The organism is Shewanella sp. HL-SH8 (genome assembly GCF_051165765.1).
In the GTDB taxonomy this organism is placed as follows: domain Bacteria; phylum Pseudomonadota; class Gammaproteobacteria; order Enterobacterales; family Shewanellaceae; genus Shewanella; species Shewanella glacialimarina.
The window spans coordinates 1,151,216-1,176,010 of record NZ_CP195039.1; the positions used below are offsets into that span (position 1 = coordinate 1,151,216).

The 24,795-nt window shown below is 40.8% G+C and carries 21 protein-coding genes and 1 pseudogene; 15 read left to right on the forward strand and 7 right to left on the reverse strand.

The window, feature by feature from the left end; genetic code table 11:
• Nucleotides 1–4: 4 nt before the first annotated feature.
• On the reverse strand, nucleotides 5–2,158 hold the full coding sequence (locus ACRWQN_RS05180; protein WP_434939991.1) for a M3 family metallopeptidase: 2,154 nt from the start codon (nucleotides 2,156–2,158) through the stop codon (nucleotides 5–7).
• Between the two features lie 288 nt (nucleotides 2,159–2,446).
• Here ACRWQN_RS05180 and ACRWQN_RS05185 point away from each other — a divergent pair, with 288 nt between their 5' ends.
• Nucleotides 2,447–2,707 carry a DUF5062 family protein gene (locus tag ACRWQN_RS05185; protein ID WP_226411077.1) on the forward strand — a complete coding sequence of 87 codons (261 nt, stop codon included), beginning with the start codon at nucleotides 2,447–2,449 and terminating at the stop codon, nucleotides 2,705–2,707.
• A 261-nt stretch (nucleotides 2,708–2,968) separates the two neighbouring features.
• Here ACRWQN_RS05185 and ACRWQN_RS05190 read toward each other — a convergent pair whose 3' ends face one another.
• Complete coding sequence (locus ACRWQN_RS05190; protein ID WP_434939992.1) at nucleotides 2,969–3,481, reverse strand: methyl-accepting chemotaxis protein; 513 nt, start codon at nucleotides 3,479–3,481, stop codon at nucleotides 2,969–2,971.
• Nucleotides 3,456–4,961, reverse strand: coding sequence for a PDC sensor domain-containing protein (locus tag ACRWQN_RS05195; protein ID WP_434939994.1), 1,506 nt, complete (start codon nucleotides 4,959–4,961; stop codon nucleotides 3,456–3,458). Before ACRWQN_RS05195 ends, ACRWQN_RS05190 begins: the two co-directional genes overlap by 26 nt.
• A 244-nt stretch (nucleotides 4,962–5,205) precedes the next feature.
• On the opposite strand from ACRWQN_RS05195, the gene ACRWQN_RS05200 reads away from it, so the two are divergent.
• The gene (locus tag ACRWQN_RS05200; protein WP_434939995.1) at nucleotides 5,206–5,838 is read left to right on the forward strand and encodes a LysE family translocator; all 633 of its coding nucleotides are present in this window, start codon (nucleotides 5,206–5,208) and stop codon (nucleotides 5,836–5,838) included.
• 149 nt (nucleotides 5,839–5,987) lie between these two features.
• Here the strand turns inward: ACRWQN_RS05200 and ACRWQN_RS05205 are convergent, their stop codons facing one another.
• The gene (locus ACRWQN_RS05205) at nucleotides 5,988–6,596 is read right to left on the reverse strand and encodes a protein-disulfide isomerase (protein WP_226416022.1); all 609 of its coding nucleotides are present in this window, start codon (nucleotides 6,594–6,596) and stop codon (nucleotides 5,988–5,990) included.
• A gap of 206 nt (nucleotides 6,597–6,802) precedes the next feature.
• Here ACRWQN_RS05205 and ACRWQN_RS05210 point away from each other — a divergent pair, with 206 nt between their 5' ends.
• Nucleotides 6,803–7,348, forward strand: a complete 546-nt coding sequence (locus ACRWQN_RS05210; protein ID WP_226411065.1) for a hypothetical protein — start codon at nucleotides 6,803–6,805, stop codon at nucleotides 7,346–7,348.
• An 85-nt stretch (nucleotides 7,349–7,433) separates the two neighbouring features.
• Here the strand turns inward: ACRWQN_RS05210 and ACRWQN_RS05215 are convergent, their stop codons facing one another.
• Nucleotides 7,434–8,561 carry a Na/Pi symporter gene (locus tag ACRWQN_RS05215; protein WP_434939997.1) on the reverse strand — a complete coding sequence of 376 codons (1,128 nt, stop codon included), beginning with the start codon at nucleotides 8,559–8,561 and terminating at the stop codon, nucleotides 7,434–7,436.
• Between the two features lie 251 nt (nucleotides 8,562–8,812).
• Between ACRWQN_RS05215 and ACRWQN_RS05220 the strand changes: the two genes are divergently transcribed.
• Nucleotides 8,813–9,202: a ribosome recycling factor family protein gene (locus ACRWQN_RS05220; protein ID WP_434930478.1), complete on the forward strand. Its 390-nt coding sequence runs from the start codon at nucleotides 8,813–8,815 to the stop codon at nucleotides 9,200–9,202.
• Between the two features lie 112 nt (nucleotides 9,203–9,314).
• Here the strand turns inward: ACRWQN_RS05220 and ACRWQN_RS05225 are convergent, their stop codons facing one another.
• Entirely contained in the window at nucleotides 9,315–10,208 is an 894-nt protein-coding gene (locus ACRWQN_RS05225) for a substrate-binding periplasmic protein (protein ID WP_434939998.1), read from the reverse strand.
• Between the two features lie 414 nt (nucleotides 10,209–10,622).
• Here ACRWQN_RS05225 and ACRWQN_RS05230 point away from each other — a divergent pair, with 414 nt between their 5' ends.
• From ACRWQN_RS05230 to ACRWQN_RS05240, 3 genes are all read left to right on the forward strand, one after another.
• On the forward strand, nucleotides 10,623–11,717 hold the full coding sequence (locus tag ACRWQN_RS05230) for a zinc-binding metallopeptidase family protein (RefSeq protein ID WP_434939999.1): 1,095 nt from the start codon (nucleotides 10,623–10,625) through the stop codon (nucleotides 11,715–11,717).
• A 150-nt stretch (nucleotides 11,718–11,867) separates the two neighbouring features.
• Nucleotides 11,868–13,322, forward strand: coding sequence for a circularly permuted type 2 ATP-grasp protein (locus tag ACRWQN_RS05235; RefSeq protein WP_434940001.1), 1,455 nt, complete (start codon nucleotides 11,868–11,870; stop codon nucleotides 13,320–13,322).
• Nucleotides 13,319–14,245: an alpha-E domain-containing protein gene (locus ACRWQN_RS05240; RefSeq protein ID WP_434940002.1), complete on the forward strand. Its 927-nt coding sequence runs from the start codon at nucleotides 13,319–13,321 to the stop codon at nucleotides 14,243–14,245. Before ACRWQN_RS05235 ends, ACRWQN_RS05240 begins: the two co-directional genes overlap by 4 nt.
• Nucleotides 14,246–14,335: 90 nt before the next feature.
• Here the strand turns inward: ACRWQN_RS05240 and ACRWQN_RS05245 are convergent, their stop codons facing one another.
• A complete protein-coding gene (locus tag ACRWQN_RS05245; RefSeq protein WP_434940003.1) occupies nucleotides 14,336–15,196 on the reverse strand; it encodes a PA4780 family RIO1-like protein kinase in 861 nt (286 codons plus the stop codon).
• Nucleotides 15,197–15,422: 226 nt separating this feature from the next.
• Between ACRWQN_RS05245 and ACRWQN_RS05250 the strand changes: the two genes are divergently transcribed.
• The 8 genes and pseudogenes from ACRWQN_RS05250 (at nucleotide 15,423) to ACRWQN_RS05285 (ending at nucleotide 24,780) form a co-directional block, all read left to right on the forward strand.
• Complete coding sequence (locus tag ACRWQN_RS05250) at nucleotides 15,423–16,862, forward strand: methyl-accepting chemotaxis protein (RefSeq protein ID WP_226411055.1); 1,440 nt, start codon at nucleotides 15,423–15,425, stop codon at nucleotides 16,860–16,862.
• Nucleotides 16,863–17,109: 247 nt separating this feature from the next.
• Entirely contained in the window at nucleotides 17,110–17,607 is a 498-nt protein-coding gene (locus tag ACRWQN_RS05255) for a VF530 family DNA-binding protein (RefSeq protein WP_434940005.1), read from the forward strand.
• 678 nt (nucleotides 17,608–18,285) lie between these two features.
• Nucleotides 18,286–18,495 carry a transcription antiterminator/RNA stability regulator CspE gene (cspE, locus tag ACRWQN_RS05260; protein WP_226411051.1) on the forward strand — a complete coding sequence of 70 codons (210 nt, stop codon included), beginning with the start codon at nucleotides 18,286–18,288 and terminating at the stop codon, nucleotides 18,493–18,495.
• A 508-nt stretch (nucleotides 18,496–19,003) separates the two neighbouring features.
• The gene (gene rluF / locus ACRWQN_RS05265) at nucleotides 19,004–19,936 is read left to right on the forward strand and encodes a 23S rRNA pseudouridine(2604) synthase RluF (protein WP_434940006.1); all 933 of its coding nucleotides are present in this window, start codon (nucleotides 19,004–19,006) and stop codon (nucleotides 19,934–19,936) included.
• A 199-nt stretch (nucleotides 19,937–20,135) separates the two neighbouring features.
• Nucleotides 20,136–21,503 (forward strand): DASH family cryptochrome, encoded by a 1,368-nt coding sequence (locus ACRWQN_RS05270; protein WP_434940007.1) that lies wholly within the window; start codon nucleotides 20,136–20,138, stop codon nucleotides 21,501–21,503.
• Nucleotides 21,503–22,954, forward strand: a complete 1,452-nt coding sequence (locus ACRWQN_RS05275; protein ID WP_434940009.1) for a deoxyribodipyrimidine photo-lyase/cryptochrome family protein — start codon at nucleotides 21,503–21,505, stop codon at nucleotides 22,952–22,954. Before ACRWQN_RS05270 ends, ACRWQN_RS05275 begins: the two co-directional genes overlap by 1 nt.
• A pseudogene (locus ACRWQN_RS05280) lies at nucleotides 22,955–23,086 on the forward strand (DUF2256 domain-containing protein); the annotation flags it as partial. It abuts the gene before it with no gap.
• A 125-nt stretch (nucleotides 23,087–23,211) separates the two neighbouring features.
• A complete protein-coding gene (locus ACRWQN_RS05285) occupies nucleotides 23,212–24,780 on the forward strand; it encodes a cryptochrome/photolyase family protein (protein WP_434940010.1) in 1,569 nt (522 codons plus the stop codon).
• The last annotated feature ends 15 nt before the right edge of the window (nucleotides 24,781–24,795 follow it).

Consider the following 24,795-nt stretch of genomic DNA (forward strand, 5'->3'; position numbering starts at 1 on the left):
GAGGTTAGTTAACTAAACCACGACGCTTTAATAGCGCGTCAGTTGAAGGTTTTTTACCGGCAAAGTCGATATAGCTTTGCATTAGATCCTGGCTATTACCTTTTGACAACACAGCATCACGATATTTCTGGCCATTTTCTAGGGTTAAACCACCTTGTGACATCATGTGCGAGAACGCGTCTGCGGCAAACACTTCAGTCCATAAGTAAGCGTAGTAACCCGCTGAATAACCGCCGCCGAAACTGTGGCTAAAGTAGGTGGTTTTATAGCGTGGTGCTACAGGCGTGTAATCTAAACCGTGTTTTGCTAGTGCTTGTTTTTCAAAAGCGGCAACATCACTAATTTCAGTACCTGCAGCAATTGAGTGCCATTCCATATCAAGCAGCGCTGCAGCTAAGTACTCAACCGTACCAAAACCTTGGTTAAAGGTATGTGACTTTAATACTTTAGCAAGAAGTTCAGCCGGGATAGGCTCGCCGGTTTGATAGTGCTTGGCATAGTTTGCTAGCACTTGTGGCTCTATGCTCCAGTCTTCGTTGGCTTGTGATGGAAACTCAACAAAGTCACGTGCGGTTAAAGTGCCCGCTAAACTTGGATATTTAACCTGTGAGTATAAGCCGTGAATAGCATGTCCAAATTCATGGAACATGGTGCTCACTTCGTCAAATGTCATCAGTGTAGGCTGACCTTCGGCAGGCTTAGGAATATTCAGCACGTTATAGACCACTGGCTTAGTATTTTTTAAGAATGATTGGCTAACCAATTCATCCATCCAGGCTCCACCACGCTTACCTTGGCGTGCATATGGGTCTAAATAGAACAGGCCAATTGAGCTACCGTCTTGGTTAAATATTTCATATGCGGTCACATCTTTATGCCACACAGGTAAATCAGCGCGCGGTTTAACTGTGATGCCATAAAGCTTATTCATCGCAAAGAACAAGCCGTCATTTAGTACAGTGTTCATTTCAAAATAAGGCTTAACCTGGCCGTCGTCTAGGTCATATTTAGCGGTACGTACTTTCTCTGCATAGTAAGCCCAGTCCCATGGCTCAAGGGTAAAGTCTTCACCATCTTTAACAATTTCAGCTTGAATATCAGCAGCTTCAATTTTTGCTTTAACCAGTGCTTTTGGTGCTAGGTCGTCAAGTATGCCGTAAACCGCTTCTGGGTTTTTGGCCATTTGATCGCCTAGTGAGTAAGCCGCCCATGTTGGGTAACCTAATAGTTGCGCTTTTTGTGCACGTAGTTGAGCTATTTTAATGTTTAACGGCGCGTTAGTTTCCATGGCGCGATAAGCAGAGGTTTGCCACAGTTTTTTACGTAAATCGCGGTTTTTAAGGCTAGATAAAAGTGGCTGAGTGGTGGTGTTCACTAAGGTGATCATGTAACCCGTTTTACCGGCATCTTTTGCCGCAGAGGCTAATGATGCAATGTCGCCATCGGATAACCCGTCAAGCTGCGCTTTATCTTCAACCACAATCACGTCATCAGTGAAAGATTTCAATACGTTTTGTGAAAAGCTGGTTTCATACTTAGCTAACTCACCGTTTAACTGACGCATTGTGGTTTTGTCTGCATCAGACAATTTAGCGCCTGAGCGCACAAAACGGTCGTAGTAAACTTCTACTAGGCGCAAGTCTTCACCGGTTAATGTTGCTTTGTTTTTGTAAATAGCTTGAATGCGAGCAAAAAGCTTTTCATCAAGATAAATATTGTCCTGGTGTGCCGTTAGCTTAGGAACAATTTGTTCCTCAACGCTGATGAAATTGTCGTCAGAAATTAACCCAGTAAGATTGAAAAAGGCGCGTTGAGTACGGTCTAAAATAGCACCGGTTTTTTCTAGCGCGACAATGGTGTTGTCAAACGTGGCGGCTTCAGTGTTATTAGTAATCGCGGCAATTTCTGCTTTGTGCTCTAACATGCCCTGTTCAAATGCAGGTAAGTAATCACTCGCTTTTAGTTTATCAAATTGCGGCGCCATATATTGTAAAGGGCTTGGCGTTAATAGCACGTTGTCGGCAGCGGCAGGCGTTTTTGTCATTGTTGATGCCTCTGCGGTCGTTTTGCTGGTCATTGAAGTGTCTGCTGATTGCTCTGAACAGGCGCTAAGCATCAGTGCAGCACTGACTGCTGTTGTTATAAGGGTTTTACGCATTGAAATATCCTTGGGTCTTTGCCCGATTGAGGTGTTTTACGCCTATTCAAAATATGATCGTAGCGTTGAATAGTGGCCGTAAAAACATAAAATAATAACCTCAATACAATACCAAGCCTTCGCCTTGCCGCATAGGGTTATGATATTAACTAAGATTAATTTTTAAAATCTATGCCATCAATAGTGATATTTGCGAGATATTTAGGCATCTAAGTCATAAATTTTAGTGGTATTTTATGGATATTCGCGTAGCTTAATAATGATAAATACGCACGATAAGGGCGATAGATGAAAGCGGGTAAACACGATACAAAACTGCTAAAACTTGCAATGGAAATAGGCATGGGCTACGCGCAAAAACGGGGTTTTGCTGATTTTGGTAAAGGTATTTCACCCAAAGATAAAGTGGAATGTATTTATCGATTATTGGTTGAAGACAACCTGATTCAAGCCTTGGCCGAAGATAAAGATGATGGTCCGAATCGCAAGCATAAATTGATATTATGGATCAGTAAGCAACTGCCTAAAGAGCATGAATTACTCAACTGATCTTTACTCTTAATGATACCGTTAACGGTATTAATGGCCTTGGCATTGCTTCATTCAAGCGATTATTACATTCCAGCGTCTGTTACTTTTCAGTAATGGTTACTTTTCAGCAATGGTTACATTTTAGAGATTGTTAAATGTTAGAAAAAAAGCGAACATTAAAGAGTTCGCTTTTTTGTTGGGCTATTTTCGGCTATGTCACTCATCTTATGGTGACAACGCTATATATGCCAAATAGTCCTGTAGCTTACAGCCTGATCACTAAGCATAGCCTTTACTCAAATCATACAGACGATTTGACAACTCTGATGACGAGCTACTGACATTGGCTAATTCAAGCGCATCCTTGGCATTTAAGTCATTACTGACTCTAATGTTTTCGGCAAGCTGGTTAATTTCACCCGACACGTTTGACTGCTCACTGGCTGCTACTGCTATTTGCGAAGTGCTGCGACTTATGCCGCTAAACACTTCGATAATTTCATTAAATCCTGCAATAACTTTCTCTGATCGAGTCAAAGACTCACTCGATAAAGATTGTGAACTGACAATAATATTCACGCCCTGGCTAGCCGATGTTTGTAACTGAGCTATCATAGCTTCTATCTTGCTGGCGGATTCTTGAGAGCGGCCTGCTAGGGTTCTTACTTCATCTGCAACCACCGCAAACCCGCGCCCCTGTTCGCCCGCTCTAGCGGCTTCAATGGCGGCATTTAATGCCAGCAAATTCGTTTGCTCTGAAATACTTTTAATCACATCTAACATAGTACCCATTTGTTGAGAGTCCGGACGCAAGACGATTAATAATATTGGCAGTTTGTTGAAGTACTTCTGACAATGCCTGGTTGGCTTTACTATTTTCTTTAACATCATCCATACGTCGTTGAACCAGACCTTGGGATTCGTCGACGGTTTCTGAGGTTGATTTGGTGTTTCGTGCAACCTCGGCTGCGCTGGCTGACATTTCTGTGATGGCAGCGGCAAGCATGTGGTTTTCTGTTAGTTGTGACTCAGCGCGCTGCTTTAGCATAGAGGACATATCATTTAGCTGTTTGGCTCGGGCTTTGGCCTCCACTGCTTCGTTTGCTATCTGTCCAAGTAAGCCCTTAAGATGTTCGCTGTATTGGTTAACGGCTTGTTTTAAATTACCTATTTCATCATGCCTGTCAATCTTGAGTGTTGCAGCAGAACCACCACTGATTAACATGCGAATTTGCGCCGTGGTCTCATTCACCCATTGCATCACTTTGTTGGCATTCAAAATCAGAATACCAACAAAAAAAAGCAGCATTGGAATAAGCGTAGCGTATAAGCTTAAGCTTAAATCACTGATAGGTTTTTGGATGATAGGGTCAGGTAGCACTATGCCAATCTTCATGCCTTCTTCTGGCATATCCATTATCGCCAACATAGAGCCACTGCCTTCAACAACGCCCTCTGGCAGTTGAATGATGGTCTGGCCGCTGTTGATTGCGCTTAATAGCGGTTGTAAGCTGCTATCTTGGGCGACAACATCATTGAGTTTTTTCATATCAAGGGATGTTGAGCGAATACTTGGAAAGCTAATAATTTGATTGTCTTGACCAAGTACAAAGTTGAACCCGCCCGACTCTTGGTTTTGGCGCTTAAACAGCTTATCTAAACCCGCTAGCATTAAATCAACGGTTGCCACTCCCCAAAACTGACCTGCTCGATTAATTGCGACAGTGCAGGTGACCATGGCGGTGCCACTGACCGGATCTTCATAAGCTTCAGACCAACCGCATTGTCCAGTATTAAGTGAACGCCCCGCAATATACCAGGCTTCATTATGATAGCCAGGACCACTGGGTTTATTGTAATCATCAATTTTGTCTAATTGCCCTGAAGCATTTCGTGCCCAAAAAAAAGATTTTAATGCCACACCTGAGCTAAAAGCGTTAGGTTCTGGCCAAATGCCCCCGCCAGCGACATTGGTATTGCCAAACTGGTCAATTATTTGGGGGAATAGCAGCGAAAATTGTTGTTCATCTAAGGGTAACGTTGCTGCTAACGAGGCTAAACTTTGGGTCAACACAGCGCCTTTACTGAGTTCAATTCTTACTTCATTAACACTGGCCGAAATACGTAATAGCTCTTTCTTCTCAACCTCTTTTTGAATAACCGGTAATGCTAATGTTTGCATTACCACATAAATAAGTACAATTGCTGTGACTAATAAACCCACACTAAGGTAGGTCGCTTTTTGTGAAATTAATAACGTTTGCTTTTCCATTAGGAATACCCTTTACGAGCTCACTGAACCGGATGTTACTTTCGCTTTAGCATCACGAATTAACGCTAGTAATATTATAGTCACTATCTTTTCATTCGGTTGTTTATATCGTCAGCTATACCGTTACTTGTAATGTAACTCTGCCAGGGTAACTTTTACTTTTAGCCCAAGATGATTTTAATTCATGTTGGTTAGCTGTAGAATCCGCCCCTTCTTTTGCTGCTGACCTAATATTTGTGCCGTTATGATGATTGACCTAGCTTTACTGCCTGTTTATTTAACCACTGTTATCGCTCTTCTATTAATACCGGGTCCTGACATGCTATTAATCGCCAGCTCTAGCCTCAGCTATGGCCGCAAAGTGGGTGTATATGCCAGCTTAGGCAATGCAACTTCTGGGCTTATTTTAACCTTGCTTGCGGCCATGGGGGTGTCTGCATTGGTTGCCATGAATCCAATGGCATTAGAGTTATTGCGTTTACTGGGTGGTGCTTATTTGCTTAAAATGGGCTGGGATTGTATGCGCAGTCTCGCAACAGAGGCCCCTGAAATAGAGCAGCAAAATAACTTAGCTAAATTGCTTTATCGCCGCGCAGTTACCAGTAATCTACTTAATCCTAAGGCACTGCTGTTTTTTGTTTTGTTTTTACCGCAGTTTGTCTCTACTCAGCTTAGTGCCAGTTCGGGCGAGCAAATGCTAGTATTAGGGCTATTGCTTAATGTGATGGGATTGTTGTTTAATTTGTTGCTGGTGGCTTTAGTGGGGAGTTTAGGTAAACCCTTGCTGAATAATGAAAAATTTCGTACATATCAGAACAAGTTTATGGGCGTGATATTTTTTGCTTTGGCGATTTGGTTACTGTCTTCTCAAATATAGAATGTTAGTTAACGCATTGAATAAATGTGTTATTAGAAAGTAAACAATAAAAAGCCACGGTTATAAACCGTGGCTTTTTATTATCTATTTACGCTACAGATATTAATCTATTGCCGAATTGGATTCACTTTAGGCTAGTTAATTGCTCACTATTTAATTGCAGCGATTTCTTTTTCAACCGCAGCAACCACAGCGTGAGGACTGCTTAGATATTGTGAGTGGTCGATAAAAATAGCGTTGTCATTGACGGTCATGACCATAACAGGGAAGCCTGCAGTACCGATGACTTGTTGAATTTCTTCAATACCTTCTAGCACGTGTTCTGCCTCTATACTCAGCTCATCTTTAAACACTTTATTTGATGGCGATAGTTTAAATTTTTCGACAATGGCATTGAAATCGTGTTTGTTATCTAACGGGTTGCCTTCAATGAAGTGTGCCCTTTGTATAGCATTTAACACATCTAATTGTTTGCTAGCTTGTTTGCTTTGTACCCATCCCATTAGGTTTGCGGTTTTCACTGAGTTCTTAGGGCTATTTACATAGCGAATATGATCTCTACCAAACTTAAGTCCACTAATCCGTGCAGCAGCTTCCATTTGTTCTTCGCCAGCACTGTCTTGGCCTATGTAATGTGCACTGTGTAATAAGTGAACAATCATTTCAGGGTAGGCTGCTTGCAATGCATTGACCAAAGGTGTGGCGGCATAGCTCCAAGGGCAGTGCGAGTCGTAGATAAAATAAAGCTCGGTGGTCATTAAGGTCATTCTTGTTGGCGGTTGATAAGTTGATCCTAAATAGTTTGTTGGCATTATTCAATCATTGAATCAGTGTTTATTGTCCAATGATAAACTCTGTTGATAAGACTAATGGATATCTTGTGATTATTCATGCTGGTTTAACGTCTGACCTATACAGTCATGGCATTAACCTTAATAAATCATACTTGATTGCAGGAGTGAGAATGTCGCAGGCTTTTTTATCGAAAACACGTGTTTTAGTCATAGGCAGTTGTTTGGCTACGGGAGTTGTATTGTCTGGTTGTGGCTTTTTCGGTGCGGATGAAAAACAACAAGCAGAGGCGCTTTGGTTAGCGAAAGATGAACAGCTAAAATCCGCCATAGAGGCTGTTCGAAGCGAAGGCATTGATGCGGTGATTAAGAGCGCTGAAACGGGTAGCGTGTCAGCATGTGTTGCTGCCAAATTAAGTCAAGATCCGCTTGGTGAGTTAGTCAGTGTGGAAGGTGCTTTGGCTGAGTCTGCTCAGGTTGCTGAATTAATAGGTTCAGTACAAAAGTTACTGGAGCAAGATGTCAGCTTTGAACAAGTGGCTAGTTTGCTTCAAAAGGGGGCTGATGCCGCGTCTTACGCTAAGGCATTAATTGAGCAGCAAGGGGTAACGGGCGCGATAGCCAGTATGCAGCAAATGGCAATGGCTAGTGAGCAATTTGCTACCCAAGATTTAGGTGGCCATTTTCAGCAACTTCTACTTGAGTGCCAGACTAAATAATCTCTGATCGGGTTAAATAAAAAATGGGGTTCAGATTTTGTCTCAACCCCATCAATATAATCTGCTTATTTTATCTAAACGGCGATCAGTTGGTTATCGTAATCAAGGCCGCAGGAATAATAAAGAAGACGGTAGCAATATAAGCCACTACCGTTAACTTATTCTGTTGGGCTTTTTCAGCTAACCATTCGGCACAATATATCGGCCAGTTGCGGAATAAAGGGATACCGTAAAGCACTAATACGCCTAATACGTTAAAACACAAATGCACAAGTGCGATTTGTAATCCCAATATTGCGTGATCGCCAGAAACAGCCATTGCCGCCAGTAATGCGGTAATACAGGTGCCAATATTAGCGCCTAAGGTGAAGGGATAAGCTTCTTTTAGGGTAATAATATTGTTGCCTATAAGCGGCACTATCAAACTTGTCGTGGTGGATGAAGATTGCACTAGCACTGTCACAGCTGTACCTGCTGCAATGCCATGACTAGGTCCGCGACCCAATGCCGTTTTTAAGATTGTTTCTGCGCGTCCAACCATTAAGGTTTTCAGTTGCTGCCCCATAAATAACACCGCAAAAAACAAAATGAATATACCCAATCCAATGACAATCGTGCCATTAATGATTGGGTTTTCAAACTGTAGTTGGCTGGAAATAAATTCGGTTACAGGCTTTGTCATCGGTTTGATAAAATCGAAACCAATGCTGCCAGAACTGCCCATTGCGGCAAAGGGGGCGACTATCCAGCCGCTTAACTTTTCCAGTAAGCCAAACATAATTTCTAATGGTAAGAAGATACACACCGCGAGTAAATTGAAAAAGTCATGCACGGTTGCGCCTGCAAAGGCACGACGAAATTCATGCTGACAACGTAAGTGTCCTAAGCTAACTAAGGTATTGGTTAAGGTGGTGCCTATATTTGCTCCCATGATCATGGGAATAGCGATTTGTAGAGGTAAACCGCCAGCGACTAAGCCGACAATAATACTGGTAGTAGTACTTGATGATTGGATTAACGCGGTGGCAATTAAACCGACCATTAATCCGGTTACAGGGTGTGAAGCAAACTCAAACAATGCCATTGCTTGTTCACCGCTTGCTAATTTAAAACCTGTACTTATCATTGCGACAGCAAGCAATAGTAAATACAGTGATGCTATTAAACTGAACCAACGCAATGTATTGCCAATTGGTAAGGGAGAAACGCTCATGCAACAACTCCAAAATGACACTTATGTGACGCGGCGCATTCTATCAGAAGGCAAAAAAAAGTAATCAGTTTGGCAGAGCAAATTGAAAATATATTTCTAACAAAAAGCGTGATCTTTTTCATGTAAAATTCAGAGTGTGGTTTTTAATATAAGCTTTTGAAAATATTGATTTATATTTTTAGACACGGCGACTTGTTACGGTGTTCCTCTGTATTCAGTTAACGATAAACATTATCTTGGTAAAAATATCAATGGATGAACCGATCACTATTTCACTGCCTTCACTTATTCATCGAATAGAGGGAAACAATGTTAAGCATGCTAAAGCTATAGCCTTGCAATCTGGTTGTGAGCTTAAACGTGTGCGTCGTTCGAGGAACTGGCTGATAATAGGTTCGGCGATTCAGGTGCAATCATTTTCAATGCGATTAAAAACAGAGCAGACTGAGGCGTTTGGTTATTTAATCCAAAAAATTGATACAGGCTTACTAGGTCATGCTGACAAGTTAGAATCGTTAGAAAACAAGCTTAAACGTTTAATCATCCAAAGCCCCAATATTACCTTAAGTGAATTAATGCAGATCACCGATTGCACTGTAGCTGAAGCAAGAGTTGCCCGTTTTAATGCTGATTTATATTAAGTTTTCTCTGGAAACACATAATCTAACGCTAACTTTGTTATTCTAAAGTAATAACTTCAGCGCGATTAAGGGGAAAACGCTAGCCTAAAGCTGCAGTGTTAGTCATGAATCACTAACGGCTTAGCTGCCCTTGGCCCGTATAATTGAAAGCACCATGATTGTCTATAACAGCAGGTGCTTGGATTGGTTCTTCAGTAGATGTTTTTGGGGTTTGTGCGACAGAGATATTCTGCCATTTGTTAACCATCTTTGCTAATGCCCCGCGGTTTGATAGGGTTAAGATGGCATTGTTTATTTCCTGTAATAAGCCAGAGCTTTTTGTTTGTTTGCTCAACATGAAATGAATTTTATTGCTGTCAACAAGAAGAGGCAATGGTTCTAGCGCAAGCCCCTCTGATTGATTGGCTATGTAAGGTAAAGAAATGGAGTCGCCAATCAGAATATCACCTCTTTTATAGGCGAGCATCCGCACAGATTGTGCCGCATCTTGGCTAATAACTAATAAGCCCTGATTGTGTAATTCTGCTTTTGACTGTAAATAGTCTTTCCCATACCAGCCATATGTCGGCACTAGTAGTTTCAATTTTAGACTAAAAATATCCTGCCATTTATCTATGCTTATTTGAGGCAAGGTATCGGCCTTGGTAAACAATCTTATTTCTTCATCTCGGTATGATTGAGTAAAAAAGGCATACTTCTCTCGTTCTTTTGTGTAGCTTGCCCCCATCATCATGTCTAAAGTGCCAGATTTTAACATTTGGTGAGCACGCTTAATCGGCATGTGGATAAATTTTACTTGGCAGCCAAGATTATTAGCAACAAGGGTAAGCATGTCGATATCCAGTCCAACAGCTTTACCTGAGTCGTCAACCCAAGAGTAAGGTGCCCAATCATTAAAGCCGACCTTTATCGGTTCAGGACAAATAGATTGTGCATTTTGCCCCCAAACGATATACGACTGGCAACAGAATAGCAGAGTAAATAACAATGTATTTTTCAATATCATATTGACCACTAATTTTGCTTTGGTATTGAGTGAAAAATGAATTCCCATGCGCAGAGATTAATATTTCATTAGACCTGCTTAATCCTAGCTTTCTATCTGGTATATCGCTAGTTATTAAAGGTGATTAAATAGACAGCAGTATGTACGCTATAGACTGTTTGTAATGGTACCTTGTTTTATATAAATAAAGGCTAGACTCACATAATTTACCAGAACGATTTTTTAGGTACGGGTTATTCAAGTTAAGACGCGATTTTTGACTATATCTGTTTTTCGTACTATTGAATATACGTAATTAGATTACATAATTAACTTTACCCTGTTGCTAATTTTTTCTTGCATTGCGACTTTAGGTAAATTAGCTCATCATGCTCAGCTATACCTGTTTTAGTATGCACACTAAGGAATTCACGCTTGAAGACGTTTTCTTGTCAATGTGGAAGCACGTTACACTTTGCTAATAGCAAGTGTGTTTCATGTAGTTTGTTATTGGGTTTTATCCCAGATGACCAACAACTCAGTGCATTCACCAAAAATCGTAATGGGCAGCTGCAGTCATCTAGTAATGGTTTGTTATACCGTCAGTGTAAAAATTATTCTCAGTATGATGTTTGTAACTGGATGGTACCTATTCAAGATAGCCATGAGTTATGTGTGTCTTGTCGCCTGACAGAAGTGATCCCTAATCTTTCTGACCCAAATAATATTAAGCTTTGGTTTCGTATGGAGCAGGGGAAAAGGCGTCTGCTTTATACTTTGCTTAAGCTAAATTTGCCTATTATTAATCGAACGACTGATCCGATATCGGGTTTAGGATTCGCATTTTTACAAAATCAAGTTGAAGACGAATACGGTAACGAATTAACGGTTAAAAATTATGTTTCTACTGGCCATAGTGCAGGGTTGATTACCATTAATTTAGATGAAGCAGATTCTGCATCTCGTATTCAAATGCGCGAAATGATGGAAGAACGTTACCGTACTTTAGTTGGGCATTTTAGGCATGAATCAGGTCACTATTTTTGGGATCGTTTAATTAAAAATTCGCCTCACCAAGACGGTTTTAGAGCATTATTTGGTGATGAACGCTTAGATTATGCCAATGCTATGAGCCAATATTATCAAGATGGCCCCGCTAACAATTGGCAGAACGTTTGGATTAGTGCTTATGCCAGTATGCATCCATGGGAAGACTGGGCTGAAACATGGGCCCATTATTTACATATGGTTGATACACTTGAAACTGCTAATGACTTCCAATTTAGCGTGTCTGGCAACATGGTTGCTAACCCGTTAGTCAACACTGATGATTATAGCCAAACCTATACAGCGTCTAGTTTTACTCATTTATTTAATGATTGGTGTCGATTAACTGCAGTGCTAAATGCCTTGAATCGTAGCATGGGAATGGACGATGCTTATCCCTTTGTTATTTCGATTACAGCATTGGATAAACTGCGTTTTATTCATGAAATTATTACCGATGATAACAGTGAAATAGGGGCTTAAAAGTTGCTTGTTTATCGGAGAAATGGGTGTTTTTTTCTCCGATAAATTGTAAAATATAATGGATTAAATGTTAATTAAAATGAATTAATTCAATAAAAGTAATCATTTTTGCGTATAGTGAACCTTTGAAAAGCAATCGAAAAGGTATGTATGGCTATTAAATGGAATGATTATAATGTCGCAAACTTTCACGATGAACTTGTTCAAACTTCAGGGGCACCAAGACCCTACGCTATTGATCTGTGTAACTATTTAACTTCTCTTTCTGACACAGAAATAATTGAATACAAAGCCGCTGCAGATTCCGCTATTCACGTCATGGGTATTACTTTTAGAGTATACAATGATGAAGAAGGCTCAATCGATCGCGCATGGCCGTTTGATATTGTTCCAAGACTCATCGATAAAAGAGAGTGGCAACAAATAGAGATAGGTTTGAAGCAGCGCGTTAAAGCGCTTAATATGTTTATTAACGATTTATATAACGACCAAAACATCATTAAAGATGGTGTATTCCCCGCCGATCTTCTGCACAAATCAAAAAACTTCTTACCACAATGTGAAGGATTTACCCCGCCTCTTGGCGTGTGGGCACATATTTGTGGCTCTGATTTGGTCAGGGATAATCAAGGTGTTGTTTACGTATTAGAAGATAACTTAAGAGTCCCTTCAGGGGTGTCTTACATGATGGAAAATCGCTTAGTAATGAAGCGAGTGTTTCCTGAGATGTTTGAAAAATATAATATTTTACCGATAGACGATTATCCCTCACAGTTATATGACATGCTTGCAGATATGTCCCCAAGAGACATTGAAGAGCCTGAAATAGTGGTGTTGACTCCCGGTATTTATAACTCTGCCTACTTTGAACATGCTTATCTTGCCCAGCAAATGGGTGCAGAGTTAGTCGAAGGTAGTGATTTAGTCGTCGATGACAACGATATTCTCTATATGCGTACCATTGAAGGTTTGTCACGGGTGGATGTAGTATATCGCCGTATTGACGATGAATACCTTGACCCAGAAGTGTTTAATCCTGAGTCTACGTTAGGTGTTCCCGGCATTATGCGTGCTTGGAAAGCCGGTAATGTTGCTTTAGCTAACGCCCCTGGTTCTGGTGTGGCAGATGATAAAGTGGTGTATGCCTATGTGCCTGATATTATTAAGTACTACTTAGACGAAGAAGCGCTTATTGCGAACGTGCCTACCTACAAGTGTTTCATTGATGAAGAGCGCGAATACGTTCTTAATAATATTGAAAAAATGGTCGTTAAACCTGCCAATGAATCCGGTGGTTATGGCATGTTAATTGGGCCTCATGCCTCAGCTGAAGAACATGAAGAGTTCAGAAAGTTAATCGCTGAAGACCCAAGAAATTACGTCGCTCAACCTATGTTGATTCTATCTACTGCACCTACGTTGTTTGATACCAAAGTAGAGCCCCGTCACCTTGATTTACGTCCTTTTGTATTAAGTGGCAAAAATGTCACGGTGACTGCTGGTGGTTTAACCCGAGTCGCAATGCGCAAGGGGTCCACCGTGGTGAACTCGTCACAAGGTGGTGGCAGTAAAGATACTTGGATTGTAGATATGGAGTCAATATGAGCATGCTTTCAAGGGTCGCCAGCACTCTATACTGGCAGGCACGTTATTTAGAGCGAGCTGAAAATACCGCTCGCATCATCAATGTTAACTCTCACCTGTTATTGGATTTACCTAAAAGTGTAGTGTTAGGTTGGGAGCCGATTGTTGATATTTTGTCTAATCGCGAGTTATTTTATTCCTTACACGATGACGCCACTGAGCACGCGGTTATCAGTTTTATGGTTACCGATAAAACCAATCCCAGCTCGATCATTAGTTCGCTTAGCGCTGCTCGTGAAAATGCTCGAACCATTAGGGAGATTATTCCGCGTGAAGCCTGGGAGCAAATTAATGCACTATATTTATATGCCACAGAAAATCAGCAGAATGTATTTTCCAGACGTCTACGCTATGAATATTTGAATAGAATCATTCTAGCCAACCAAACAATTATCGGTATGCTGGCCGGCACAATGACCCATGATGATTGTTATGAGTTTATTTGTATCGGCAGTAATATTGAGCGTGCAGACATGACTACCCGTATTATTGATGTGCGTTCCGCTTCTTTGTTGCCTGATCTCGAGCATGAGTTGTCGGCTTTTGATAATATTCAGTGGATGAGTGTATTAAAATCACTGACGGCCTATCAAATGTATCGCCGTGAAATGCGTTTACGCATTAACCGTGCTGATGTGTTGCGATTTTTGCTGCAAGAAGAGCATTTTCCTCGTTCACTAAGTCATGCTTTGCGTCAAATTGCACGCAGACTAGAGCGCTTACCTCGTAATCAAGAGATTACTAAGGCATTGCAAGGAGCTAATCAGCAATTGATGTCAGCTCAGCCCGAAAAACTTAAGCAAGACAAGCTGCACGAGTTTATTGATCAAATGCAGATCGAGTTAGATAATTTGCACAACAGCATAAGTCATACATATTTCTAACGTATATATGAGTAATGCAGTGTAAAAAATTAATTGAAGGGGGAATGAAGGGGGAAATGAATATTTCCCCTTTTGCTTGTTACGTATTAGCTAGTCTTGGTCTGAGTTTGCATCAACAATACGCTGTAAGCGTTCTTGCTCTTCTTCCCTAGCAGCATTAATTTCTTCAAGAATAGCACCTACATCGGCAATATGTTCACTTTCCTGGAATTCGCCAGTCAGTTTTGACTGTGGCGTTAACTCACCAGCTTCAAATAATGCCCACATTTCTTTAGCATACTTAGTCACAGCAAGCTCTGGAGCGAACTGACTATAATAATTGGTCATGTTGTTCACATCACGCGCAAACATCCATTCTGCATTATTATTGGCGGCGGCATCAACCGCTTGGGGTAAGTCGATAATGACTGGCCCGTTACTGTCAACCAGAACATTAAACTCAGATAAATCGCCATGAACTAAACCAGCGCATAACATCAGTTTGGTATATTCAATCATGCTGGCATGATCGCGAATGGCATCTTCGGTCGTCATTTCAACGTCGTTTAGGCGCGGTGCTACCATACCGTCATCATCTGTGACCAATTCCATCAACAATACGCCTGAATAGCAGCCATAAGGTTTAGGCACACGTACGCCTGCATCCGCTAGCTTATACAGTGCATCGACCTCGGCATTCTGCCAAGCTTCTTCTTGTTGATCGCGGCCAAATTTAGATCCCTTTTCCATTGCTCTAGCGCGGCGACTATTACGAACTTTACGGCCTTCTTGATATTGCACCGCTTGTTTAAAGCTTCGCTTGTCTACATCTTTATAAACTTTGGCGCAGCGAATATCCTCGCCGCAACGCACGACATAAACAGTAGCTTCTTTGCCACTCATTAATTGACTGAGGACTTCGTCCACCAAGCCTTCTTCAACCAGAGGTTGGATTCTTTTTGGGATTTTCATTGCGTCCTTATACCGTAATTATGCGTAGGATGGAATGCCCAAACGAGGGTTTTTCTACATCAAAGTAAATGTGACGTTTATTTATACTAAAAGATATGTTTATGATGTACCTCAAATGCCATGTTTTTTGTCCTATGTAGATATTATATTTATCCTTGCTGTCATTTGTACATTTTTAATCTAAGATTGCATAAATGCCGTCATCACTAAAGAGTTGGACTGAAGTATGAAAGAAGTTGATTTTCGTAGTATTGATAAAATATTTATTAAAATGTCTATTAATGACAAATTTTGGGTCATATTTGGTGTCTTTGCACTTGCAATAATCAGCCTAGCGACTTTTCGTTATCAAGACAATATCAACCTAATAGAGCAGCAGTCACAATTTATGCTTGAAAGCCAATTAAAAGGTATTTTGCAAGCGACTGATGGTGCTGAACAAACAGATAAGTTAGATAAATTAAATATTCAAACTACAGGCTTATCTCAGTCAAGCCGTAACCGAGACTCTATCACTGCTGTTATGCGTGCAACATCTGGTGAGAATTACGCTTTGACTGAAGCTGTTGCCAATCAAGAAGCCGCAGCTAAAAGTGATGCGTTAACGAGTGCGTTTTTAACCCTGTTATGGCTATTGCCTTTCGGGTTAATTACTTACTGGAATGCTACCTTTATTGGCGGGGCGCTGTGGGTGCTTTGGAATACGACCGAAAACATTGGCAAGGGTAATCTTACCTCTCGATTAGGTTTCCATCCCGGCCGGGATGAGTTTGGTACCATTGGTTGTGCACTTGATAAAGCCATGGATACATTAAGTGAGCTGGTCACTACAGTTAAAGCGAATGCTAAAACATTAAACAGTACGTCAAATTCATTTGCCAATGTAAACCATGAAAGCGAATTGCAAATTGATCACCAGTATTCATCTCTTGATTCGGTTGCTACGGCAATGGAGGAAATGACCGCTTCTGCTGCCGAGGTGTCTAGCATCTCGCAGAAATCAGTCAGTCAAGTTGAGCAAAACTCAAAATCTATTAGTCAAAGCTTTGAGCGAGTCCAAAAAGCGATTAGTGAGATTGAGCAATTATCAGTGCTTATTGAGCAAACCTCTGAGTCAGTTAATACGCTAAAAACAAACGCGGTTAATATTAATGATGTCATCACTACTATTAATGCTATTTCCCAGCAAACTAATTTATTGGCGTTAAATGCTGCTATTGAAGCTGCGCGCGCAGGCGAAATGGGGCGTGGTTTTGCGGTAGTGGCCGATGAAGTCCGTACCCTAGCCAGTAGAACTCAGGCTGCAACGGTAGAAATTCATACTATGATTGAAAACTTACAATCAGAAACCAACAATATGGACCGTATTACTCAGAATACTGTTAAGCAAGCACAGACCAGTAGCGAGCTTGTGAGTCTTATTGGTACAGATGTCAGTTCAATTAACGAGTCTTCTCAAGTCGTCATCGATATGAGCTTCCAGATTGCAGCATCATCGCAGCAGCAAAGTGCAGTCGCAAATGATATTGCATCGGAGCTAAGCGATATCCGTCAAAAAGCCAATACAATTAAAGACCTGGCAAAGCAGTCGTCAAATAGTGTTAAAGATTTATCTAAAGCATCAGAAAGTTTAGGTAAAATTTTAGAGCATTACCACACAGCATAGGCCTCTTTTGGGCCGCTTAATATGGGGGTTACTCGGATAAGGGTTTTACTCATATGATTGCAATAGCTTAGATTTTATATCTAAGCTATTTTTATATTAGCGGTTCGCTGAGATAAGGATGATGGCTGAGTGATATGATTATTTGCTATCATAGGTGTATTCGGCGGCTCATATTGAATAGATTGATATTGATACCGTTGTCGTTTTTGCTACAAAAAAACCGAAAATTCGGTTATTGGAACTCTTTATGATTGAATTACAACAGAATAACCCACTACATGGTTTAAAATTAGAAACCATGGTGACAGAGCTAATTGACTTTTACGATTGGAAAATCCTTTACGCAGCACTGCGTTTAGAGTGTTTTCACACTAACCCAAGTATGGAAGCCGCTGTGAAGTTTTTAAAAAAGACTGAATGGGCTAGGGAACGCGTAGAAAACTTTTACCTTTATCGTTTTAAACGTATGCCTAAAGGCAGTGCGGCGCAGTTTGAGTTAAAACCTCGAGAACGCGGATTTTTTGATGGCATTATGCCGCGTAAACCTCAAGAGCTAACCGTGGAATTAGTTGCTGAGATGCGTGACAAAGCGACATCGGATTATCAAGAGATGAAGCGAAATAATAGTCGCCCTAAATATGGTAAAGATAAGCCAAGAACCCAAGACGCTTATGCACAGAACAAACGTTCTAGTAGCAATCGACCAGCGCCATCGCAAGACCCTAAAAATCCTTGGGGTAACTAGTTTTTAGCTAAAAGGCCTTTTAACTTAGCAACTGATTGATCTAGTTGGTTGTTAAACTTGCGCAGGTTTAATCAACTTAGTTAATTAATATAAACAAAAAGTAGCGCTTTTTTATTCGCTACTTTTTTATTCGCTACTTTTCTATGACCTACTTTTTTATCCGCTATTTTTTTATTCCTATAATAAGTATCCGTAATGGATAGCTATATCTGCACTCTAGTAAGACAAATTTCACCAATTCCATGAATTATATGGCCAATCAGAGCTTCTTCAGTTTTTCAGTTTGAGGCACATTGTTAAAACAAGGGTTGTTCCCTTAAAAATAGTGCAACAAAGAAATGGAAAGACCGAATTCTCTGTACTAGAATGTTTAGGCGAGAGAGTTGGTTATCACTGTATTGCAGCAGTTTGATTGTATTGGCTTAAAATAAAGACGGTGTATTTATAAATTTGCACTAATTAAGTCTTTACAATAATCAAAACTGAGGTATTATGTAGCCTGCTCTGGCAAACAGAGTTATTAATGAATATTAAGTAAAAGAAAAGCTTTAGATCTCTTCGTTTTATCGTTGTTATCCACAGTGTTTCCCTTAGCTTTATAGTCACATTCAATAATTCAAGCTTCAGTGCATCGCATTTTCGCGATAGATTTATTAATTATTATATAAGGGACACAAAATGTCTAAAACAACTGGTTTAGTAAAATGGTTTAACGAAGATAAAGGTTTTGGCTTTATTACTCCTGATAACGGCGGCGCGGACGTTTTCGTTCATTTCCGTTCAATCACTTCAGATGGTTTCAAAACTTTAGCTGAAGGCCAAAAAGTATCTTTCGAAGTAGAACAAGGCCAAAAAGGTCCTCAAGCAGCTAACGTTACTGCTGAGTAAGTTCTTACTTTAGTAAGATAGCGCAAATAGTCTAGCGACTGTTTGCGCTTTTTTTTTGCCTAAAATTTGACATTAAGTAAGACTTTCTCCGGCAAATCTACTGCCAGTACATCCTATTTTAAGCCCATTTATTGTTAACTGTTCTATTTCAGCAAGTCTATTTTAAACCTATTAATACTCCCCCCACATTATTACCACTGTTTAATTACGGCGTTTCCTTAAGTTATCGCTTGTTGTGATGGCATAAATCATTTGATGCCCCTATGTAGCTCACATATACCGGTTACTTTTAGGGCGAATAGCCTCAGGTATTTGTTGCAACTTCAATTTCCTCATTATTGTGTATTCAGGCTTATGCAAGGCATCTAAAAATTGATAAACTCAGCATCGACGTTAAGCCTTGTATTGATCCTTATATTGATACCTCTGTAATGTTGATTTTTACTGTGTTGACATCATGAGCATATAACGGCATTGATTGACAAATTTTACCCATAGGAATTCTAAAGTGACAGATTCAGCTATCCGCCTAAATAAATACATCAGCGAAAGTGGCATTTGCTCAAGACGTGATGCCGACCGTTATATTGAGCAAGGTAATGTATTTATTAACGGTAAGCGTGCCCAGGTAGGCGATCATGTTAACGCTGGCGATAAAGTTAAGGTTAATGGTCACGAAATCGAACCTAAGGATGCTGAAGACCTGGTATTTATTGCGCTGAATAAACCAGTGGGCATTGTTAGTACTTCAGAAGGAACTGAACGCGACAATATTGTTGATTTTGTTAATCATTCAACACGTATTTTTCCTATTGGTCGGTTAGATAAAGACTCGCAAGGGTTAATCTTTTTGACGAATAACGGTGACTTGGTTAATAAAATCCTTCGGGCAGGTAATAATCACGACAAAGAGTATGTGGTTACGGTTAATAAACCGATTACCGATAGCTTTATTAAAGGTATGGCTGCAGGTGTACCTATTCTAGGTGTAGTAACGAAAAAGTGTAAAGTTGAACAAGTTGCACCTTATGCTTTTAAAATTGTACTTGTACAGGGATTAAACCGCCAAATTCGACGTATGTGTGAACATTTTGGTTTTGAAGTCACTAAGCTTGAACGCCAACAAATTATGAACGTTAGCCTTAAAGGGTTACCCATTGGTGAATGGCGCGATTTAGATAAGCAAGAGCTTGATGTGTTGTTTGAGATGATAAAAGACTCATCATCAGAAGATAAAAAGTCTGTGGCCAAGAAAAAGCCAAAACCTAAGCCTAAAACCGAATCATTGCGCGATAAAATTGAAGGGCCAGAACACTTCATGCAGCATAATCGCAGCACAAAACATAAAGGTCAGGCAAAAGGAGCGCCAAGGGGGCAAACTAAAGGCCAGGCACAAAACGGTAAAGGTAAACCTAGCCCATCTAGAAAACCTAAGCGTTAATCGCTCAAATTGAATACTTTAAAGGCCATCAACTAATATTGATGGCCTTTTTTAATGACTGATTAATGCTGTCTTGAATAGATAATAATTTTCAGCACATTAATCATTAGAAACTGACACCATATAGAGTCACAAGACTAAACTTTTTTTTAATTTAGCTCGTACAACAATCATGTTTCACTGACATTGTGAGTATGACTTGTCTTCATATCGCGGCTTGTTTTGTTTTACCAACGACTTAAGATTAAAAGATAACCTCGCTTTGAGTGCCTTGATCCGTCAAAGCACTGAAATCGCTTTTGTGTATGTGTTTGACCCTATGTTATTGAAAGCGAATAACTACCAGCAAACTTCTATCGGCCAGCATCGACTTGATTTTATACTGCAGTCGCTTGACGATCTCCGCAGTCAACTTAGCTTTTTGGGTCACCAACTGCATGTTTGTTATGGCAAACCTGATGTGGTGATTTCTCATATTGTGCAATCAAACAAAATTAACTTAGTCGGTTATTCAGATAATGTCGGTTGGAATGAAATCAAACTTTGGCAGCGACTAAAGCAAAAGCTAACACAAGTGAAGTTTGTGTCAGAGTGGAGTGATAGCTTATTCAGTTATGAGCAAATGAATGAATTCGATACTGAGTTTTCGAGTTTCTCGCAGTTCAGGCGCAAGGTGGAAAAATACCGTCTTGAAGTGTCTCAATGTTGCCAAACCTGGTTAGATACACTGCCCAATCCATTCGTTATTGACACCGCTTTGTTTGATCAACACCAAGTAGGATTGCCTTTATTTTTGGCAGGTCAGCATCAACAAAAGTCATTGATGTTAGGTGGCGAGCTAAGTGCGCTCAAGCATTTGCATCACTACTTCAGTAGCGATTTACCCAGCACATATAAAGTGACTCGTAATGAGCTGGATGGTTTTGATAACTCGACTAAATTTAGCCCTTTTTTAGCCCATGGTAATCTTTCTGCTCGCCAAATTTGGACTGCTGTGCGGCAATATGAAGCTCAACATGGTGCTAATGATTCTACCTATTGGATAGGCTTTGAATTACTTTGGCGAGAATATTTCCATTGGTTAGCCTTGAGGCTAGCAACGCAATTATTTAACTTCAAAGGAGGCAAGCAAACCGCGCCATTAACCAGTTACTTTCCTGAACGTTTTCAAAAGTGGTGCCATGGCACAACACCGTATCCGTTGGTGAATGCCTGTATGAAGCAACTCAATGCCACTGGATATATGTCCAACCGGGGAAGGCAAATTGTCGCCAGTTGTCTGGTCAACGAGTTAGGCGTTGATTGGCGCTATGGCGCGGCATATTTTGAAAAACAACTTATCGATTATGATGTCGCTTCAAACTGGGGTAATTGGCAATACATTGCCGGCGTGGGCGCAGACCCAAGAGGTGGTCGTCATTTTAATATCGCCAAACAAAGTAAAACATATGATCCGGACAATGTATTTATTCAAAAATGGCAGGGCGAGCAGGGAGTGTGTCATTTAGATTCAGTTGATGCTGCAGATTGGCCAATGTCTGCTGAAATGTCTTCAGAGGAAAGTTAATGTCTATAGCCGTTGTATGGTTAAAACGAGATTTAAGACTATCTGATCATCAGCCTTTAGTTAATGCAATTAATAGCGGCTTACCGGTGCTGCTGGTTTATTGCTTTGAGCCAATTTTAGTTAATGACCCACATTATTCGACAAGGCACTGGCAATTTATTATTGAATCTATGACTGATATGCAAACTAAGTTGCCCCAAGGCAGTTTACTGTGCAGTGCAGATCCAGCCATACAAACTTTGTCTGATTTGCACCATAAGTATGGTATTACGCAGTTATTTTCCCATCAAGAAGTGGGTCTAAAGGTGACCTTTGATCGTGATATTGATATTAAACATTGGTGCGATATAGAAGATATTGCGTGGTATGAAACGCCCTATGCGGCGGTTATTCGCGGTTTACCTAATCGTCAACATTGGGATAAGTACTGGCAACAGGTGATGCGTTATCAATTTGAGTCGATAAACTTAGCCACAGTAAACTGGCTAATAGAGCCGCTTGCTTGCCATTCGCTGGCTGATGTTGCGCAATACTTTAACCAGGACAAAGGTGACTTTCAACTTGGGGGCGAAAGCATGGCATGGCAAACGCTTGAATCATTTTTTCAAGGTCGTGGTCAGTCTTATGCCTATAGTTTGTCTAGCCCGGAACTGAGCCAGCAGCATTGCTCACGTTTATCCAGTTATCTTGCCTGGGGTAATATCAGTCTGCGTCAAGTTTATCAGCATCTGCTTAGTCATTGGCATACCAAAGGCTGGCGGCGAAGCTTAGTGGCACTGAGTTCGAGATTACATTGGCATTGTCATTTTATTCAGAAGTTTGAAAGTGAATCTGAGATGGAATTTCGTCCAGTAAATCGAGGTTATACCAACCTACCACGTGCTCACGGTGATGATGCTGATAATAAACTGCTTGCATGGGAGCAAGGTCAAACTGGCGTGCCTATGGTTGATGCTTGTATGCGCTGCTTGCATCATACCGGTTATATTAATTTTAGAATGCGCGCCATGTTAGTCAGTTTTTTAACTCATCACCTGCAAATAGATTGGCGTTTAGGGGTTAAACATTTAGCGCGGTTATTCTTAGATTTCGAGCCAGGTATACATTACAGCCAATTTCAGATGCAAGCTGGGGTGACCGGTATTAATACTATTCGGATTTATAGTCCTGTTAAGCAAGGGCTGGAAAAAGATCCTCAAGGTGAATTTGTTAAACGTTGGGTGCCAGAACTTGCCGAAATACCTGCACCTTTAATTCATTCACCTTGGCAGTTATCTGCCATGGAGCAAATGATGTATCAAGTTAACATAGGTACAGATTATCCTGCACCGATAGTCGACTTAGGTGAAACCTATAAAGCGGCCCAAAGTTTACTTTGGCAGTGGCGCACTAAGCCTGAGGTTAAGCGGGAAGCTTATCGACTTTTGCAACGTCATGTGAGGCCAGATTAGATGAAAAAATCCCAGCTTCCGTCTAAGATATGTTTGGTGTGCTTACGTCCATTTAACTGGCGTAAAAAATGGCAAAAGGATTGGCAAAACGTTAAATATTGTTCTAAACGCTGCGCTGGTGAACGTAAAGCTATACTTCCAAACCTAACTGAGGGTAGCGATGTTGAACATGCTAATTTGCGCCCCGATAAGCCCAGTAGTATTAATACCAGAATAGATCAAATAATGCCCATTCAGACAGTGAACCGGAGTAAGAGATGAAGTCAGCAACAAGGTTGCGGTTAATTTTAGGCGACCAACTTAATGCCTCGCATTCTTGGTTTCGTGAAAAAGATCAACATACCTTATATGTTATTGCCGAGCTGCACCAAGAAGCCAGTTATACCCAGCATCATGCCCAAAAAATATCAGCCTTTTTTGCTGCTATGTCACAATTTGCCAGCGCACTTGAACAGGTGGGCCATCGTGTATTGCACCTAACCTTAGATGACACTGCGCAATATCAAGACTTAACAGCATTACTGACGGCCTTATTTCAGCGTTACAGTGTTACAGAATTTGAATATCAACTTGCTGATGAATACCGCTTACGAAAGCAACTTGATACTTTTACTCAAGGGTTAACTATCACAGCAACCTCTTATGAGACCGAGCATTTTTATTTAACGGATGCTGAGTTGTCTGACTATTTTCAGCAGGATAAAAAACATCGGCTAGAACACTTTTACCGTAAAATGCGACTACGATTTAATGTGATGATGCAAGGGACTGAACCTACTGGAGGCCAATGGAATTTCGATCAGCAAAATCGTCAAAAATTAAAACCCAAAGACTTTGTTTCTGTACCTGAACCCTTGTTATTTAGTAATGATGTCACATCAATATGGGAACGAATTCAACGGCATAACATCCATACCCTAGGTGAAGTGAATACCACCTTGTTGTGGCCAGTCAACCGGCAACAAGCATTATCTCTTTTAGAGCATTTTTGCCGTTTTTGTTTAGTCAGATTCGGACAGTTTCAAGATGCAATGACGGCTAAATTAGATACTTTGGGCGAATCTAAGCAGTGGACCCTTTATCATTCACGGTTGTCCTTCGCCCTTAATACTAAAATGATCAGTCCCCAATGCGTTGTTAATACCGCTATTGCACATTTTGAGTCGTCTAATGGCGAAATAACCCTAGCGCAAATAGAAGGCTTTGTGAGGCAAATAATCGGTTGGCGCGAGTTTGTGAGGGGGATTTACTGGGCCAATATGCCGGACTATTCAACGTTAAATGCACTTGGCGCATCAAGGTCGCTACCCGATTGGTTTTGGACCGGCAATACTAAAATGAATTGCCAGCACCATGCAATCAAGCAATCGCTTGAATATGCCCATGCACATCATATTCAACGGCTGATGGTCACAGGCAACTTTTGTTTAATCGCCGGCATTCAACCCGATGAGGTCGATGCTTGGTATTTAGGCATTTATATCGATGCTATTGAGTGGGTTGAAATGCCCAATACTAGAGGCATGAGTCAATTTGCTGATGGCGGTATTGTAGGCTCAAAAGCCTATGCGGCCAGTGGTAACTACATTAATAAAATGAGTGATTACTGCGGTGACTGTGTCTATCAAGTCGCTAAGGCGCACGGCGCCAATGCTTGTCCGCTGAACTCATTGTATTGGCACTTTATGAGCCGGCATCAAAATGACTTTAGCGCAAATCCACGCACTAAAATGGTCTACGGCAATTGGTTAAAAAAACCAGCGGAAGATCGCCAGATTATTTTAGACCATGCGGAACACTTATTGGCTAATTTATCAGCGCTATAAGACATAATAGATACT